This is a genomic window from Actinoplanes sp. NPDC024001, assembly GCF_040638955.1.
Lineage (GTDB): Bacteria > Actinomycetota > Actinomycetes > Mycobacteriales > Micromonosporaceae > Actinoplanes.
Genome location: NZ_JBEZZB010000205.1, coordinates 1 through 15,668, shown reverse-complemented (window position 1 = coordinate 15,668; position 15,668 = coordinate 1). Strand labels below are relative to the sequence as shown.

16 protein-coding genes are annotated in these 15,668 nt (G+C 70.8%); 13 read left to right on the top strand and 3 right to left on the bottom strand.

Annotated elements, in window-relative coordinates; all coding sequences use genetic code 11:
• The first annotated feature begins 755 nt into the window (after positions 1-755).
• Positions 756-1,637, top strand: coding sequence for an alpha/beta hydrolase (locus AB0F81_RS45060; RefSeq protein ID WP_360209392.1), 882 nt, complete (start codon positions 756-758; stop codon positions 1,635-1,637).
• A 53-nt stretch (positions 1,638-1,690) separates the two neighbouring features.
• Here AB0F81_RS45060 and AB0F81_RS45055 read toward each other — a convergent pair whose 3' ends face one another.
• On the bottom strand, positions 1,691-2,311 hold the full coding sequence (locus tag AB0F81_RS45055; RefSeq protein WP_360209383.1) for a hypothetical protein: 621 nt from the start codon (positions 2,309-2,311) through the stop codon (positions 1,691-1,693).
• A 161-nt stretch (positions 2,312-2,472) separates the two neighbouring features.
• On the opposite strand from AB0F81_RS45055, the gene AB0F81_RS45050 reads away from it, so the two are divergent.
• From AB0F81_RS45050 to AB0F81_RS45015, 8 genes are all read left to right on the top strand, one after another.
• The gene (locus AB0F81_RS45050; protein ID WP_360209380.1) at positions 2,473-3,702 is read left to right on the top strand and encodes an efflux RND transporter periplasmic adaptor subunit; all 1,230 of its coding nucleotides are present in this window, start codon (positions 2,473-2,475) and stop codon (positions 3,700-3,702) included.
• 33 nt (positions 3,703-3,735) lie between these two features.
• Positions 3,736-4,479, top strand: a complete 744-nt coding sequence (locus AB0F81_RS45045) for a response regulator transcription factor (RefSeq protein ID WP_360209378.1) — start codon at positions 3,736-3,738, stop codon at positions 4,477-4,479.
• On the top strand, positions 4,476-5,933 hold the full coding sequence (locus AB0F81_RS45040) for a HAMP domain-containing sensor histidine kinase (RefSeq protein ID WP_360209375.1): 1,458 nt from the start codon (positions 4,476-4,478) through the stop codon (positions 5,931-5,933). The genes AB0F81_RS45045 and AB0F81_RS45040 overlap by 4 nt, the downstream gene beginning before the upstream one ends.
• Before the next feature lie 101 nt (positions 5,934-6,034).
• Complete coding sequence (locus AB0F81_RS45035; RefSeq protein WP_360209372.1) at positions 6,035-7,198, top strand: efflux RND transporter periplasmic adaptor subunit; 1,164 nt, start codon at positions 6,035-6,037, stop codon at positions 7,196-7,198.
• Positions 7,195-7,899, top strand: a complete 705-nt coding sequence (locus tag AB0F81_RS45030; protein WP_360209369.1) for an ABC transporter ATP-binding protein — start codon at positions 7,195-7,197, stop codon at positions 7,897-7,899. The genes AB0F81_RS45035 and AB0F81_RS45030 overlap by 4 nt, the downstream gene beginning before the upstream one ends.
• Positions 7,896-9,086 (top strand): ABC transporter permease, encoded by a 1,191-nt coding sequence (locus AB0F81_RS45025; RefSeq protein ID WP_360209366.1) that lies wholly within the window; start codon positions 7,896-7,898, stop codon positions 9,084-9,086. The genes AB0F81_RS45030 and AB0F81_RS45025 overlap by 4 nt, the downstream gene beginning before the upstream one ends.
• Before the next feature lie 20 nt (positions 9,087-9,106).
• On the top strand, positions 9,107-9,574 hold the full coding sequence (locus tag AB0F81_RS45020) for a hypothetical protein (protein WP_360209389.1): 468 nt from the start codon (positions 9,107-9,109) through the stop codon (positions 9,572-9,574).
• Between the two features lie 169 nt (positions 9,575-9,743).
• The gene (locus AB0F81_RS45015; protein WP_360209363.1) at positions 9,744-9,968 is read left to right on the top strand and encodes a hypothetical protein; all 225 of its coding nucleotides are present in this window, start codon (positions 9,744-9,746) and stop codon (positions 9,966-9,968) included.
• A 51-nt stretch (positions 9,969-10,019) separates the two neighbouring features.
• Here the strand turns inward: AB0F81_RS45015 and AB0F81_RS45010 are convergent, their stop codons facing one another.
• Together AB0F81_RS45010 and AB0F81_RS45005 are read right to left on the bottom strand one after the other, a co-directional pair.
• Positions 10,020-11,027: a TerC family protein gene (locus AB0F81_RS45010; RefSeq protein ID WP_360209361.1), complete on the bottom strand. Its 1,008-nt coding sequence runs from the start codon at positions 11,025-11,027 to the stop codon at positions 10,020-10,022.
• Between the two features lie 250 nt (positions 11,028-11,277).
• On the bottom strand, positions 11,278-12,039 hold the full coding sequence (locus AB0F81_RS45005) for a class III extradiol ring-cleavage dioxygenase (RefSeq protein WP_360209386.1): 762 nt from the start codon (positions 12,037-12,039) through the stop codon (positions 11,278-11,280).
• 432 nt (positions 12,040-12,471) lie between these two features.
• Here AB0F81_RS45005 and AB0F81_RS45000 point away from each other — a divergent pair, with 432 nt between their 5' ends.
• The 4 genes from AB0F81_RS45000 to AB0F81_RS44985 all read left to right on the top strand — a co-directional run.
• Positions 12,472-13,122 (top strand): GPP34 family phosphoprotein, encoded by a 651-nt coding sequence (locus tag AB0F81_RS45000; protein WP_360209359.1) that lies wholly within the window; start codon positions 12,472-12,474, stop codon positions 13,120-13,122.
• A gap of 43 nt (positions 13,123-13,165) precedes the next feature.
• The gene (locus AB0F81_RS44995; RefSeq protein ID WP_360209356.1) at positions 13,166-14,674 is read left to right on the top strand and encodes an APC family permease; all 1,509 of its coding nucleotides are present in this window, start codon (positions 13,166-13,168) and stop codon (positions 14,672-14,674) included.
• A complete protein-coding gene (locus tag AB0F81_RS44990) occupies positions 14,671-15,270 on the top strand; it encodes a GNAT family N-acetyltransferase (protein WP_360209353.1) in 600 nt (199 codons plus the stop codon). Before AB0F81_RS44995 ends, AB0F81_RS44990 begins: the two co-directional genes overlap by 4 nt.
• Before the next feature lie 194 nt (positions 15,271-15,464).
• Positions 15,465-15,668: hypothetical protein (locus AB0F81_RS44985; RefSeq protein ID WP_360209350.1), on the top strand; the 204-nt coding region annotated here is incomplete at its 3' end.

Here is a 15,668-nt window from a genome sequence, read left to right as displayed (position 1 = left end):
CCGGAACAGCCGCAGCATGCCGCCCTCGTCGAGGCTCACCTTGGGGTAGACCTCGCAGTAGGTGCCCTCCAGGAAACCGGCGGCGACCAGGGCGGACCAGCGCACACCCGGGGGCGGTGAGCACCGTCCAGCCACGGGTGGCGCCGGCCACCGCGTCGAGCAGTGCGGTTCGTCCTTCGCCGGGTGCGGCCGACAGGACGAGTGCGCCGCTGCGCCCGGCGCCGGCGGTAGCGGTGAGCCGGCCGAGGGCGGCCAGGTCGGCGTCGCGCCCGAAGAGCCTCGTCACGATGCCGGAGCCACCACCCGGCCCGGCGGGATCGGGGGCCGTCGCCCGGCCGATGCCACGGCGCGTCCGGGCGGCCGTACCGATCTCCTGGTTGTCGCGGGTTTGGCTGCCGGCACCGGTTTGGCTGCCGGCACCGGTCTGGCTGCCGGCAGCGGCCTGCCGGCCGGACCGGTCCGAGGCTGAGGCCGACGGCGCCGCGGAGGCGCCGCGCGTGGCGGGCTCGCCGGGGTGGCGTTCCCGGCCGGCCGCGGGAAGTTTCTGCACTAACGGTGCATCAAACATGCGGCGAGTGTTCCGCGCCGGCGCGCGTGACGGAAGACCTCGCCGCCGGATTTCGGTGGATGAAATTTCCGGGATGTTGCGCGTTGATGACACGAGGCCGGTGATTTCGCCGATGCGGCACGCGCTCCGACCCGCTGAAACTGACGCTCGTCGATCCGTCCCCTCGTTAAGGAGTGTCGACGTGCGAATGTCCTCCGTTCCCGTCCGGGCCCGCCGCCTGCTCGTCACGGCTGCCGCCGCCCTCGCCCTCGTGGCCGCCCCCGGCGCCACCGCCGCGCAGGCCGCCGAGAACCCCTACGAGCGGGGCCCGGCCCCGACCCGCGCCCTGCTGGAAGCCTCCCGCGGGCCCTACAGCGTCTCTACCCAGTCCGTCTCCCGGCTCTCGGTGACCGGGTTCGGCGGCGGCGAGATCTACTACCCGACGACGACCAGTGACGGCACGTTCGGCGCGATCGCGATCTCGCCGGGCTTCACCGCCTACTGGTCGAGCATCTCCTGGCTGGGGCCGCGCCTGGCCTCGCACGGCTTCGTGGTGATCGGCATCGAGACCAACAGCACGGCCGACCAGCCCGCCTCCCGCGGGCAGCAGCTGCTGGCCGCGCTGGACTACCTGACCCAGCGCAGCTCGGTGCGCAGCCGCATCGACTCCTCGCGGCTCGCGGTGGCGGGACACTCGATGGGCGGCGGCGGCAGCCTGGAGGCGGCCAGTGACCGGCCGTCGCTGCAGGCCGCGGTGCCGCTGGCGCCGTGGAACCTGGACAAGTCGTGGAGCGAGCTGCGGGTCCCGACCCTGATCATCGGTGGCGAGAGCGACTCCATCGCCTCGGTGAGCAGCCACTCGATCCCGTTCTACACGAGCATCCCGTCCTCGGCGGAGAAGGCGTACCTGGAGCTGAACAACGCCAGCCACTTCTTCCCGCAGACCACCAACACCCCGACCGCGGTGCAGATGGTGTCCTGGCTGAAGCGGCACGTCGACAACGACACCCGTTACGACCAGTTCATCTGCCCGGGCCCGAGCACCGGCCTGTCCGTCTCGGACTACCGCAGCTCCTGCCCGATGGGCTGAGCCGGAGATGACGTGCCGGGCCGGTGGGATTCCCGCCGGCCCGGCGCCGCCTTTCACGCCGCGGGCTTGAGCACCGCGCACGTCTCCACGGCCTTCTTCACCGTCGCGTCGGTGGTGTCCGGGTTCGCGGTGTCGGTGACGCCGTTCTCCTTGAGACAGTTCGTGTAGGCCGCGTTCGCGCCGTTGTCACCGCCACCGGTGCGGTTGCCGCCGCGGCCGGCGCCCGCGCTGGGCCGCACCGAGGCGCACGCCGACTGGGCCTTCTCCCAGGTCGCGTCATCGACACCGGCGGGTTTGCCGAGCCCCGGGAAGCCGCCGCCACCGCGCGGACCGGAACTGCCGTCGGGCCGCGCAGCGGAACTGCCGTCCGGGCGCGGCTGGCCGGACGGCATGGCGCCGGGCTGGCCGCCACCGGGCGCGCCGGAGGGCCGGACGCCGCCGCCCGGACCGCCGCCGGGGCCACCCGACGGCATCGTGATCGTCACGCCGTTCTCATGGAGACAGCTGATGTACGCGGCGAACGCCGAGTTCCCGCCGCCGTTCGGAGCGGCCGAGTCGCCGGTCGTGCTCGCGGAGTCCGAACCGCTGCCGCAGGACGCCGTGACCAGCATCGCCGCGGAGGCCACCAGCATGGTGGCGGCGCGGCGCCGCGCCTTCGAACTGACAACCGGCACGATGACTCTCCTTCTTCCACGGGCGGGACGTCCGAAAGACAAGCGGCCGCACCTGTGCGGAAGTTCGGACGATGCTAGGAGTTACCTAGGAAACCGGCTCCGAGCGAACTCCCAGGTAGGACCGAGCCCACGGCTAGGACCGGTGCGCACACTCCTCGACCATGGGTGTTGCACTGGCCGGTCGCCGGCGTTGGATCTGGCTCGGCGTGGCGGTCGTCGTGCTCGTGTCGCTCGCCTTCGGCGTGGTGCGGGCGCTGACGGCCGGCGCCACGCGGGAGGACACGAAGGCGGCCGGGACCGCCACCGTCGACAGGGGGCCGGTGACCACCGAGGTCGCCACCGTCGGCACGTTGCAGGCGGCGCAGACGCGCAGCCTGTCGTTCGCGGTCGCCGGGACGGTCGAGACGGTCAAGGTACGGGCGGGGACCACTGTCACCGCTGGTCAGGTGCTCGCGACGGTGGACGACACGGACGCGGCGGAGGCGGTCGACGACGCGGAAGCCGCCCTCGAGGACGCCCTGGACGCGCTCGACGAGGCGGAGGACGCGGCTTCGGCCTCGGCCACGGCGTCGTGCACGGGAGGGAACGTGCCGGCCGCGTACACGGCGCCGGCGTCCTCTGTGCCGTCGCTGTCGCCGACAGCCTCGGCCTCGCCGACCGCCAAACCCTCCGCGACCGCCAAACCCTCCGCGACCGTCAAGCCGTCCGCGACCGCCGGACCGACCGAGGCGAAGAAGTCGGCCCCGGCCGCCACCTGCTCGGCGGGCGCCCCGAGCGGCAGCCGCAGCGGCGGCGACGCCGTCCTCACCGCCGAACAGCGGGTCAACCAGGCCCGGGTCACGCTGGAACAGGCCGAGGAGGCCCTGGACGGCGCGACCATCACCGCGCCGATCGCCGGGCGGATCCTCACCGTCGGCGGCAAGGTCGGCAGCCAGGTCGGGGCCGGCTCGGCGTTCCTCACCCTGGCCGACGTGTACGACATGCAGATCAGCGCCGACTTCCCGGAGGCCGACGCCGACCACCTGCAGGTGAGACAGGCCGCCGTGGTCACCCTGGCGGACCGGCCGGGCGAGACCTTCGAGGCCACCGTGGTGCAGGTCGACCCGGTCGGCACCAGCGACGGCACGCTGACCCGTTTCGGCGTGCTGCTCTCCTTCGACGAGGCGCCGGAGGAGCTGCTGGTCGGCCAGAGCGCCTCGGTCCGGGTCACCACCGGCAGCAAGGACGACGTGGTACGGGTCCCGACCAGCGCCGTCCACGACGTCTCCGGCGCCACCGCCTCCGTGCTGAGGAACGGCGTCGCGACCGCGGTGCGGATCGGCCTCCGCGGCGACCAGTACACCGAGATCACCGCCGGCCTCACCGAGGGAGATGTCGTGTCCCGTTCATAGGTTCTTCAAAGGAAGGCTTGATAAGCCTGTCCCGTGCTTGGAGAAAACCGTGGTTCCGTAGCCCTCAGTGAGCCCGCGGCGCGTCCCGTCCGGGTCCTCGTCGTCGACGACGAGCCGAACATCTCCGCGCTGCTCAGCGCGACGCTTCGGCTGGTGGCCTTCGACGTCCGGGTGGTCGAGTCCGGGAACGCGGCCCTGGTGGCGGTGAGCGACTTCGAGCCGGACCTGATCGTCCTGGACGTGATGCTCCCGGACGTGGACGGTTTCGAGGTGGCCCGCCGGCTGCGCGCCGCCGGGCACCGGGTGCCGGTCCTGTTCCTCACCGCCCGCGACGCCGTCCAGGACCGGATCCACGGCCTGTCGACCGGGGCCGACGACTACGTGACCAAGCCGTTCAGCCTGGAGGAGGTCGTGCTACGGATCCGCGCGATCCTGCGCCGCAGCCAGCCGGACGAGCCGCAGCCGGAGACCGGCGTGCTGCGCTACGCGGACGTGGAGCTGAACGAGCACGCCCACGAGGTGCGGCGGGCCGGCCGGCTGATCGAGTTGTCGCCGACCGAGTTCAACCTGCTCCGCTACCTGATGATCAACGCGGGCCGGGTGGTCAGCAAGGCACAGATCCTGGACCGGGTGTGGAAGTACGACTTCGGCGGCGACGGCCGGATCGTCGAGTCGTACGTCTACTACCTGCGCCGCAAGATCGACCGAACCGGCCCGCCGCTGATCCACACCGTCCGCGGCGTGGGTTACGCCCTGCGGCTGCCTCGCAGCGGATGACAGCCTTCGGCCCGGTGCGCTGGCGGCACTGGACGCTGCGTTCCCGGCTCGTCCTGGTCGTCGGCGTCCTCACCGCGCTCGCCCTGGTGGTGGCGAACGTGGCCGGGCTGCTCCTGATCCGCACCTACCTGCAGGACCGGATCGACAAGCAGCTGATCGGCGTCAGCCGGCCGCTGGCCGACCCCGACCCTCCGCTGAGCGGCTTCGTCCCGCGCGGCGGCCGGTTCCGGATCGGCCCCGACCAGGTCATGTACGTCTACCTGCCGGACGGTGTGGTGGACACCACCCGCAGCTCCACCGCCGACCCCGCCCGCCCCGACCTCCCATCGCTGAACGAGGTGGCCGAACGTGCCGCCGAGGGCCGGCCCTACACCGTCCCGGCCGCGCAGGGCGCCGACTGGCGGATGATCGCCGTGCCGCTCGGCCTGACCGGCGGCTACGCGCTGATCGGCTCCTCGCTGCAGGAGGTCGAGCAGACCACCGAACGGCTGCTGCTCATCGACGCCGCCGTGCTGGTGCTGGTCCTCAGCCTGCTCGGGGTGGGCGCGGCGTTCGTGGTCCGGCTCGGGCTGCGGCCGCTCACCGAGATGGAGCGGGTCGCCACCGACATCTCGGCGGGCAACCTCTCCGGCCGGGTGCCGCACCCTGACCCGCACACTGAGCCGGGCCGCCTCGGCCTGGCCCTGAACGCCATGCTGAGCCGCATCGAGTCCGAGGTGGACGCGCGGACCGCCTCCGAGCAACGGCTGCGCCAGTTCGTCGCGGACGCCTCGCACGAGCTGCGCACCCCGCTGACCTCGATCCGCGGGTTCGCCGAGCTGTACCGCCGCGGCGGGTCACCGCCCGGCCCGGTGCTGGACGAGACGATGGCCCGGATCGAGGGAGAGGCCGGGCGGATGGGCGTGCTCGTCGAGGACCTGCTGATGCTGGCCCGGCTGGACCAGCAGCGCACCCTGGACCGGCGGCCGGTGGACCTGCTGGAGATCGCCGCCGACACCATCCGGGACGCGCACGCCCGCGCGCCGGGATGCGTGGTGCGGCTCGCGGAGGAGTTCGAACCGGTCACCGTCCTCGGCGACGAGCACGGCCTGCGGCAGGTCGCGACGAACCTCGTGGTGAACGCGCAGAACCACACTCCGGCGGGGACGACCGTGACCGTGCGGGTGGGGCACGCGCAGTGCGCGCCGGCGGACGGGCCCCGGCGGCGGATGGCGATCCTGGAGGTCGCCGACGACGGCCCGGGTGTGCCGGCCGAGCACGCGTCCCGGATCTTCGAGCGGCTGTATCGGGCGGACGCCAGCCGTACCCGCGGCAAGGGCGGCGGTTCCGGGCTGGGTCTGGCGATCGTGGCGGCCATCGTGCACGGGCACGGCGGCTGGGTGGAGCTGCTCGAGACGCCGGGTGGCGGCGCGACGTTCCGGGTCGCGCTCCCGGTCGCCAGTGACACGGCGTGAGGTTTCCGAGGTTGTTCCCAGCTTCCCCCGAAGCTGCTCATAGCCCGCGCCCCCAGAGTGGCCGCCATGAAGTTGCTGAGCCTGCCCGCGGCGGAAAACCGATGAAAAATCGTCAATGGCGCCGCCACCCGTCACGGGCGGTCAACGCCGCGATCGGTGTTGCGCTCGTCGCCGGGGCGTTCACGGTGTACGAGACGTTCTCCCCTTCCGACGACGGCACGGCCGCCGTGGCCTCCGAACGAACCGTCACCGTCCAGCAGGGGACGGTCACCCGGACCGCCGCCGCGGACGGGACCCTGGAGAGCGCCAGCACCGCGAGCGCCAGCTTCGAGACCAGCGGCACGGTCACCGAGATCAAGGTGAAGGTCGGCGACCGGGTCAGGAAGGGCCAGGTGCTGGCGAGGGTCGACCCGGCTGCCGCGCAGCGTGACCTGGACGCCGCCGAGGCCGACCTGGACGCCGCGCGGGACGCCGTGGACCGGGCCGAGGAGGCCGGCTCGGACACCTCCGAGGCGGAGAACCAGGTGGACGAGGCCGAGCTGAAGGTCGACGAGGCCGAGGCGGCGGTCGACGGCACCGTCCTCACGGCGCCGATGGCCGGCACGGTCACCGCCGTGAACGGCACGCTGGGCAGCTCCTCCGGTTCGCAGAACGCCTCACAGGGTGGGGAGAGCACGACGAGCAGCGGCTTCGTCGAGATCGCCGACCTGACGAAGATGCAGGTAGCCGCCGCTTTCGCCGAGGCGGACGCGACCAGCCTCAAGGAGAAGCAGGTCGCCACGGTCACCTGGAACGCGCTCAGCGGCGTCTCGCAGAGCGCCACGGTCACCGCGATCGACCCGTCGGCGACCACCGAGAACAGCGTCGTGACGTACGGCGTGACGCTCACCCTGGACAGGGTGCCCACCGGCGCCAAGGTGGGCCAGACCGTCTCGGTGTCGGTCACCACCGGCTCGGTGGAGAACGCTGTCCTGGTCAACGCGGCCGCCCTCACCACGGTCGGCAACCGGCACACCGTCACGGTCGTCGCCAACGGCGTCCAGGAGACCCGGTCGGTGGAGATCGGCCTGGAGGGCGACTCGGCCACCGAGATCACCTCGGGCCTGACCGCCGGCGAGCAGGTCGTCGTACGGACCACCGCGACCAGCACCAGCGGCAACCAGCAGGGCGGCATGCCCGGCGGCGGCGGATTCGGCGGCCTGACCGGCGGCGGTGGCGGCCCGGCCGGTGGCGGCATGCCGGGCGGCGGCAGGGCGGGCCAGTGAACCGGCCGGTCCTGGAGGTCCGCGACCTCACGAAGATCTACGGCACCGGTGAGGCGACCGTGCACGCGCTGCGCGGTGTCTCCCTGACCGTGGAATCCGGCGACTACGTGGCGATCATGGGTTCGTCCGGCTCGGGCAAGTCGACCCTGATGAACATCCTGGGCGCGCTGGACGTCCCCAGCTCCGGCAGCTATCTGCTGGACGGGGTGGACGTCAGCCGCCTCTCCGACGGGCAGCTGGCCCTGGCCCGGAACCGGCTCATCGGCTTCATCTTCCAGGCGTTCAACCTGATCCCGCGGACCAGCGCGGTGGCGAACGTGGAGCTGCCGCTCGCGTACGCCGGGGTGAAACCGAAGGAGCGCCGCCGGCGCGCCCTGGAGGCCCTGGACGTCGTCGGCCTCGGGTCCCGTGCCGGGCATGAGCCGAACCAGCTCTCCGGCGGCCAGCAGCAGCGGGTCGCGGTCGCCCGGGCACTGGTCACCGAGCCGGCGCTGCTGCTGGCCGACGAGCCGACCGGCAACCTGGACTCCCAGTCCACCGCCGACGTGCTGCGGGTCTTCGACGAGCTGAGCGCGGCCGGCCGGACCATCGTGATCATCACGCACGAGGACGAGGTCGGCGCCCGGGCCAAGCGGCTGGTCCGCCTGGTCGACGGCGCGATCGTGACCGACGTGCGGCAGAAGCCGCTGGTGGCGGCATGAGCCTCGGCGAAGTGGTCCGGTTCTCGCTGCGCGGGCTCTCGGCGAACAAGCTGCGCTCGGCGCTGACCATGCTGGGCATCCTGATCGGCGTGGCGGCGGTGATCCTGCTGGTCGCGGTCGGCAACGGCTCGGCCAAGGCGATCAGCGACCGGATCGAGGCACTGGGCACCAACACGATCACCGTGATGAGCAGCGGGCGCAGCAGCGCCGGCCTCACCACCGAGATCGCCGAGGCCCTCGGCGACCCGGTGCTCGCCCCCGACATCAAGACCATCTCGCCCGTGGTCAGCGCCTCCACCACGCTCACCTACGAGGGCGCCGAGCACGAGGTGAGCACGTTCGTCGGCACCACCCCGGCCTGGTTCACCGCCTCCAGCACCCCGGTCGGTCAGGGCGCGGGGTTCACCCAGGACGACGTGGACCAGGGCCGGCGGGTCGTGGTGATCGGGCAGACCGTGGCCGAGGAGCTGTTCCCCGGCGCCGACCCGATCGACAAGCAGGTCACCGTCGGCGGGGCGCTGTTCACCGTCGTCGGTGTGCTGGACCAGAAGAGCTCCACCGGCTTCCAGGACTCCAACGACACCGCGGTGGCGCCGCTCACCGCCGTCCAGCAGGTGCTCACCGGATACGGCGCGCTCACCTCGATCATCGTGGAGGCCACCGACCCGGAGAAGGTCGACGCGGTGCAGGGGCAGGTGTCGACGATCCTCGACCAGCGGCTGGACGTGGACGCGTCGTCGGGCAGCACGCCCTATCGGATCCAGAACGCGTCGTCGCTGCTGGAGACGCAGACCGAGACGGCCGACACGTTCACCACCCTGCTCGGGGCGGTGGCCGCGATCAGCCTGCTGGTCGGCGGCATCGGGATCACCAACATCATGCTGGTGACGGTCACCGAGCGGACCCGGGAGATCGGCATCCGCAAGGCCCTCGGCGCGCCGCGCCGGGTGATCCTCACCCAGTTCCTGATCGAGGCCACGCTGCTCAGCGTGATCGGCGGCGGTCTCGGGGTGGCCGCCGCGCTGATCGGCAGCCGGTTCGAGATCGTCGGCGTGCAGCCGGTGATCGTGCCCAGTTCCATCGGGCTCGCCGTGGGCGTCTCGATCGCCATCGGCCTGTTCTTCGGCGGGCTGCCCGCCGCCCGCGCCGCCCGGCTGCGGCCCATCGACGCGCTGCGCTACGAGTGAGGAAATCTGCTGTGACCACCATGAATGAAGGCCTGTCCGCCGAACTCGCCGCCGCCGCGCCGAAGCGCTGGTGGAACAGGGGCACCGTCGGGCTGGGGGTGGCCGCGCTGCTGATGGGCGGCTTCCTCGGGGGAGTGCAGGCGCAGAAGCAGTGGGGCGCCACGGAGACCAGCACCGCCAGCGGCTTCCCCGGCGGCGGGATGCGTGCCGGTGGGTTCCCCCGGGACAACAGCAGCGCCGCTCCGGCTCCTTCTGCCGCCGGGACCACCGGCAAGGTCAAGCTGGTCAACGGCAGGACCATCTACGTGGAGACCGAGGACGGGACGGTGGTCACGGTCAAGACCAGCGGCGACACCACCGTCTCCACCGCGACGAAGGGCAAGCTGAGCGACGTGAAGGCAGGAGACTCGGTGACCGTCCAGGGCGCCGCCGCCGAGGACGGCACGGTCACCGCGACCGCGGTGACCACTGTCACCGGTGCCGACTGACCAGCGGCATCGCCACGCAGAGTGACCTGGGTTACCGCAATCCAGTGGTCCCGCTCACTTTCGGCACGAGAGTTTTACCTGGTCGGTTTGGGGATGACGCACGGGCGGTGGATTGTTGTAGACGGAAGCGACGAGGCTTTCTCCGTCACTATCCGTCGAGGAGTTCGCCATGCAGTTCATCCGCAACGCCCGTACCGCGCTGGCCGACCGCCGGGCCGCCCGCCACGCTCACCGCAAGCTGAGCGAGGAGCTGGCCGCCTTCCGCACCGCGGCCGAGCGCACCGAGCTCGACCTGATGATCGGCCGCCACAGCGCCGAGGAGACCCGCGAGATCCAGTCGATCCTCAGCCGGCAGGACGCCGAGCGCCGCTACCAGCAGGCGCTGCACATCTGACGGCGTGTGGAGTTCGGGTGCGGTGCGCGCCCGAACTCCACACGGAATCGGTCAGTGGTCGCGCTGCTGCTGCTTCTCCTTGGGGGCGTGCAGGCTGCCCGCGTGTGCCTTGAGTGACGGGTCCTTGCTCGACTTGATCAGGCTGGCCACCGTGGTGATCACCAGGATGCCGATGATCACGCCGAGCGAGACCGGGGTGCTGACCTCGGGCACGTCGGCGCTGATGTCCTTGTGGCCCCAGTGCAGCACCAGCTTGACGCCGATGAAGGCCAGGATGATCGACAGGCCGGTGGAGAGGTAGACCAGCCGGTCCAGCAGCCCCTTCACCAGGAAGAACAGGGCGCGCAGGCCGAGCAGGGCGAAGGCGTTCGCGACGAAGACGATGTACGCCTCCTCGGTCACCCCGAACACCGCCGGGATCGAATCGAGCGCGAACAGCAGGTCGGTGCCGCCGATGGCGAGCAGGACCAGGAACAGCGGCGTGAACATCTTCTTGCCGTCGACCCGGGTGACCATCTTGCCCTCGACGTAGTCGTCGGTGATCGGCAGGAACCGCCGGCCCGCCTTGACCAGCGCGTTCTCCCCGACGTCCGGATCCTCGTCACGGTGCCGGAACAGCTGCACCGCGGTGTAGAGCAGGATCAGGCCGAAGATCAGGAACATGAACGAGAACGCGTTCAGCAGGGCCGCGCCGAGCGCGATGAAGATGACCCGCAGCACCAGCGCGATGATGATGCCGAAGGTGAGCACCTCCTGCTGGTACCGATCGGGCACCGCGAACGTACTCATGATGATCACGAACACGAAGAGGTTGTCGACCGACAAGCTCTTCTCGACGATGTAGCCGGCGAAATACTCGGTGCCGTAACCCCAGCCGGAGATGCTCGCGAAGACGATGCCGAACGCGATCGCGACGGCGATGTAGAAGATTGACCAGGCGGCGGCTTCGCGGAAGCCGACGACATGTGGACGGAGCACCCCGAGAGTCAAATCGAGGGCGAGCAGGGCGACGATGACCCCGATGGTCACGGTCCACCCGAGCGCGGAGACCTCAAGCATGCTTCACAGGATCTCCAAAGAAACTGCGAACATGCTGAGTAAACCGAGTTTCCGGACGCACTCCGGGCACGCAATACGGTCATCGAGCGCGCCAGGCGACATAGCGCCGTCACGGTTAGTGATCTTTATCGGTACGGGCCGGTGAGGGCCCCGCCCGTAGTGGCGGGCCGGCTGGGTGCTCGCTCCCGGCCGTTGCCCGCCGGCGGCTCATGCACGCCCCGGTCCGGCCAGGCGCGACCTGCGACCTGCTTCACACGGTTTGGAAGGAGCGCTTGGCCAGGCCCATCCAGAAGCCGTCGATGGGCTGCTCGGGCGGGGTGTCCGGGGTGCCGGAGGCGCCCAGGGTGAGGAACATCGGCGCGAAGTGCTCGATCGTCGGGTGGGCGTAGGGCATGCCGGGAGCGCGGCTGCGGAAGTCGGCGAGCTCGTCCACCGCACCGCGCGACAGCGTCTCGGCGGCCCAGGCGTCGAACTCCGCGGACCAGCCCGGAGCGGCCGCCTCGGGGCGCCAGTCGCGCAGGAACGGCAGACCGTGCGTGGTGAAGCCGGAACCGATGATCAGGACACCCTCGTCGCGCAGCGGGGCGAGCCGGGCGCCGAGCTCGAGCAGCCGGTCCGGTTCGAGGGTGGGCAGGGACATCTGCAGCACCGGGATGTCGGCGTCCGGGAACATCACGGTGAGTGGCACGTAGGCCCCGTGGTCGAGGCCGCGGTCGGTGCGGGCGACGGTCTCGCCGTCGGGCATCAGCGCGGCGACCCGGTCGGCCAGCGCGGGTGCGCCGGGCGCACGGTACTGCACCTGGTAGTAGCGCGGCGCGAAGCCACCGAAGTCGTAGACCAGCGGAACGGTCTCGGTGGCCCCGAGCATGAGCGGCGCCGACTCCCAGTGCGCGGAGGCGACCAGGATCGCCCGCGGCCGGGGCAGGCCGGCGGCGAGGTCGCGCAGCTGCGCGACCCAGGTGGGGTCGTCGACGAGCGGCGGGGCGCCGTGGCTGAGAAAGAGAGCGGGCATCCGCACGAGGGCCTCCGTTGAAACTTCAACTATCTGACCACCACGCTACGTCGGATTGGTTGATGGTGCAACTATCTTCCAGCGTAATTACGCAGCGTAGAGGCACTGCGAGATCCAGTAGCGGACCGCGACCGCGGACGACGATCACCGCAAGAATTCGACGATTCGAAAAGCCTGAATATTGCCGTACGTATATGCTCTTGGTCGTTTTATTGATCGACGCTCAAATTTCCTGGCCGGTAATGTGATCAACAACGCCTACTGTGGATTCCAGTTTTGTCGCATCTGGACGTTGCGCCGCGCCGCGCGACCTGGCAGGCTACTGCCGGTCGCGCCGGGGGGAGCGCAACGTAATTGCTTCGTGGAACCTCACCATAACTACGTTCGGTGAACTCGCGGGCAACTTCCCAGGCGTCGAGAGGAGAACCAGCAGTGGCGTCGCCGCCGCAGCTACCGCCCGCGGACGATCTATACCTCACTGCTCACGACACGATCCGTGGCAACTCCCTGCTGTCACCGGCCACCCTTGGTCTCGGTCTCGGCGCGGCACTCCTCGGTGAGCTCGTGTTGTGGCGGCGCATCGACCTCGTCGAGACCGAGTTGGTGATCATCGACGAACGGCCGACCGGCGACGCCGCGACCACGGCTGTCCTGGAGCAGCTGCGGCGCGAGGCCGGTCAGCACGGCGTCCGCAACTGGCTCGCGTACCTCTCCACCGGGATCGCGACCGACCTGGTCGAGCGACGCCTCGCCCGGGCCGGCCTGATCAAGCGGATGGAGAAGCGCGGCCTGTTCAGCACGAAGGTGTCCTTCGTGCCCGCCGACTCGATGACGGCCGGCTGGCCGGCCACCCGTATCCGTACCAAGGTCTCCCGCGACGAGCACCTCGACGTGGCGGACCTGCTGCTCGCCGGCCTGATCCTCGCCACCGGTCTGGACCAGCACGTGCTGGCCACCCTCAACGCCCGCGACCGGGCCGGCCTGTTCGACCAGTTCCGCCGGCTCTTCCCAGCCATGTTGCAGCAGCTCGTGGCGCATGCCGAGGCGGCTGTCGGTGACGCCGTCATGGCCCGCCGCGCCTGAGCTGACAAAACACCCACCCCCCTCGGATTACCCTGGAGACCGCGTGTCCACGACCGCAACCAAACCCCCCGGAAGTCAGCTCTCCGACGCGCTGGCACGCGACCGCCTCGGCGTCGCGTCGATCGTCTTCTTCATGATGTCCGCGGCGGCCCCGCTCACCGTGGTCGCCGGCGTCGTACCGACCGGCCTGGCGGTGACCGGCCTGACCGGCATCGCCATCGCCTTCCTCGCGGTCGCGCTGGTCCTGGCGATCTTCTCGGTCGGCTACGTCGCGATGGCCCGGCACATCGCCAACGCGGGCGCCTTCTACGCGTACGTCGCGCAGGGCCTCGGCCGCCCGGCGGGCGTCGGCGCCTCCTGGGTGGCGCTGCTGTCCTACAACATGTTCCAGGTCGCGTCGTACGGTGGCTTCGGCGCGATCGCCCAGCCGCTGTTCGCCGACTGGTTCGGCATCGACGCGCCGTGGTGGGCGCTGGCCCTGGCCACCTGGGCCCTGGTCGCCGTCCTGGGCGTGCGCGACGTGGCGGTCAACGGCAAGGTCCTGGCCACCCTGCTGGTCGCCGAGATCGCGCTGACCCTGGTGTTCAGCTTCGCCGAGATCGGCGCGGACGGCTTCACCGCCTCGACCGAGGCGCTCGACCCGGGCAACCTGGTCGGCGCGGGCGCCGGCGCCCTGCTGATCATGGCGGTCACCGGCTTCGTCGGCTTCGAGCAGTCCGTGGTGTTCAGCGAGGAGTCCCGCGACCCGCGCCGCACCGTGCCACGGGCCACCTACATCGCGATCGCCATGATCGCCGTGGTCTACGCCTTCGCCTCCTGGGCGATGATCTCCGCCGCCGGCCCCACCGTGGTCGAGCGGGCCGGCGCCGAGGGCCCCGAGCTCTTCTTCAACCTGGCCGCCGACCAGCTCGGCAGCACGGCCCTGCACCTCGGGCACATCCTGTTCCTGACCTCGCTGATCGCCGCGATGATCTCGTTCCACAACATCATCTCGCGGTACATGTTCTCGCTCGGCCGCGAGGGCGTGCTGCCGCGCACGTTCGGCCGGACCGTGCCGGGCACCGGCGCGCCGAAGAACGGCTCGCTGGCCCAGTCCGCGCTCGGCCTGATCGTCATCGTGGCGTACGCGGTGTTCGGCTGGGACCCGCTGGTGCAGCTCTTCTTCTGGGGCGGCACCTCTGGTGGCCTCGGCGTCCTGCTGCTGGTCACGATCACCTCGTTCGCGGTGATCGGCTACTTCGCCCGCAACCCGCAGGGCGAGGACCTGCTGCACCGGGTGCTCGCGCCGGTTGTCGGCTCGGTCCTGCTGCTGATCATGTCCTACCTGGCCATCGACAACATCGCGGTCCTGCTCGGTGTCGAGCCGGGCAGCACGCCGGCGCTGGTCGTGCCGCTGTCGTTCGCCGTGCTCTTCGTCGGCGGCATCCTCTGGGGTCTGGTCCTGCGCGGATCGCGGCCCCAGGTCTACTCCGGCATCGGCCTCGGCGCCCGCAGCGCCACCACCACCGGCGGCTTCGCCGCCGCGCTGAACGAGACGGAGTACCCCCGATGACCGGCCCCGTGATCCGTGCCGCCCGTGCGGACGAGATCCCCGCGATCGGCGCCCTGATCTCCCGCTCCTTCGACGATCTCGCCGCCGACGCCTACCTGGTGCCGGTGCCCGAGGACCGCGAGCGGGTGATGGCCGATTTCTTCGCCCTGGAGACGGAGACCGCCTTCCGGTACGGCAAGGTCGAGGTCGTCGACCACCCGGACGGTGGCTACGCGGCCGCCGCGGTGTGGTTCGACCGGGTCAACGAGCTGCCGACGCCGGCGGACTACATGGACCGGCTCACCGCGCTGGCCGGCCCGCACCTGGAGCGTTTCGGCGCCCTGGGTGAGCTGTTCGAGAAGAACCACCCCACCGAGCAGCACTGGCATCTGCAGTTCCTCGCGGTCCGCCCGTCCGAGCAGGGCAAGGGTCTGGGCGGTGCGCTGATGAAGCGCACCCACGACGAGCTCGACGCGGCGGGCGTGCCGGCCTACCTGGAGGCCACGAACGAGAACAACGTGCGGCTCTACCGCCGGTACGGCTACGAGCCGATGGACCCGTTCGAGATCTACCTGCCGGACGGCACCCCGTTCTACCGGATGTGGCGCACCGTCTGACGTGAGCCGCGGAAGCCGGGGTGCGGTCGGTCGCGCCCCGGCTTCCGTCTTTTCACCGCCCGCGGGGTATTGACGGGCTTTCGCGGCACGTGGGTATTGACGTGCGGAGCCGTCCGTAATTACATCGAAGCCAGGTCCGAACCCAGCGTCGGCGGCCTGTTTCCGCTGGGTGACAACGGCGGAGGGACCCATGCATGCCCCTGGACGAGATGCCGACGACGGGGCGGAGCACTGTGGACCCCGATGCGTTCGACGTAACCTCCGGCGTACCCGATCGGGTGTTGGCGAGAGCGACCCCGTGGCAGGCCGGCGGAACGGTCGTCAACGAGCACACGCTCGACTACAACGCGAACGGGCACCGCACCCGCGACGTCGCCAAGACGATGAACGCGGACAGC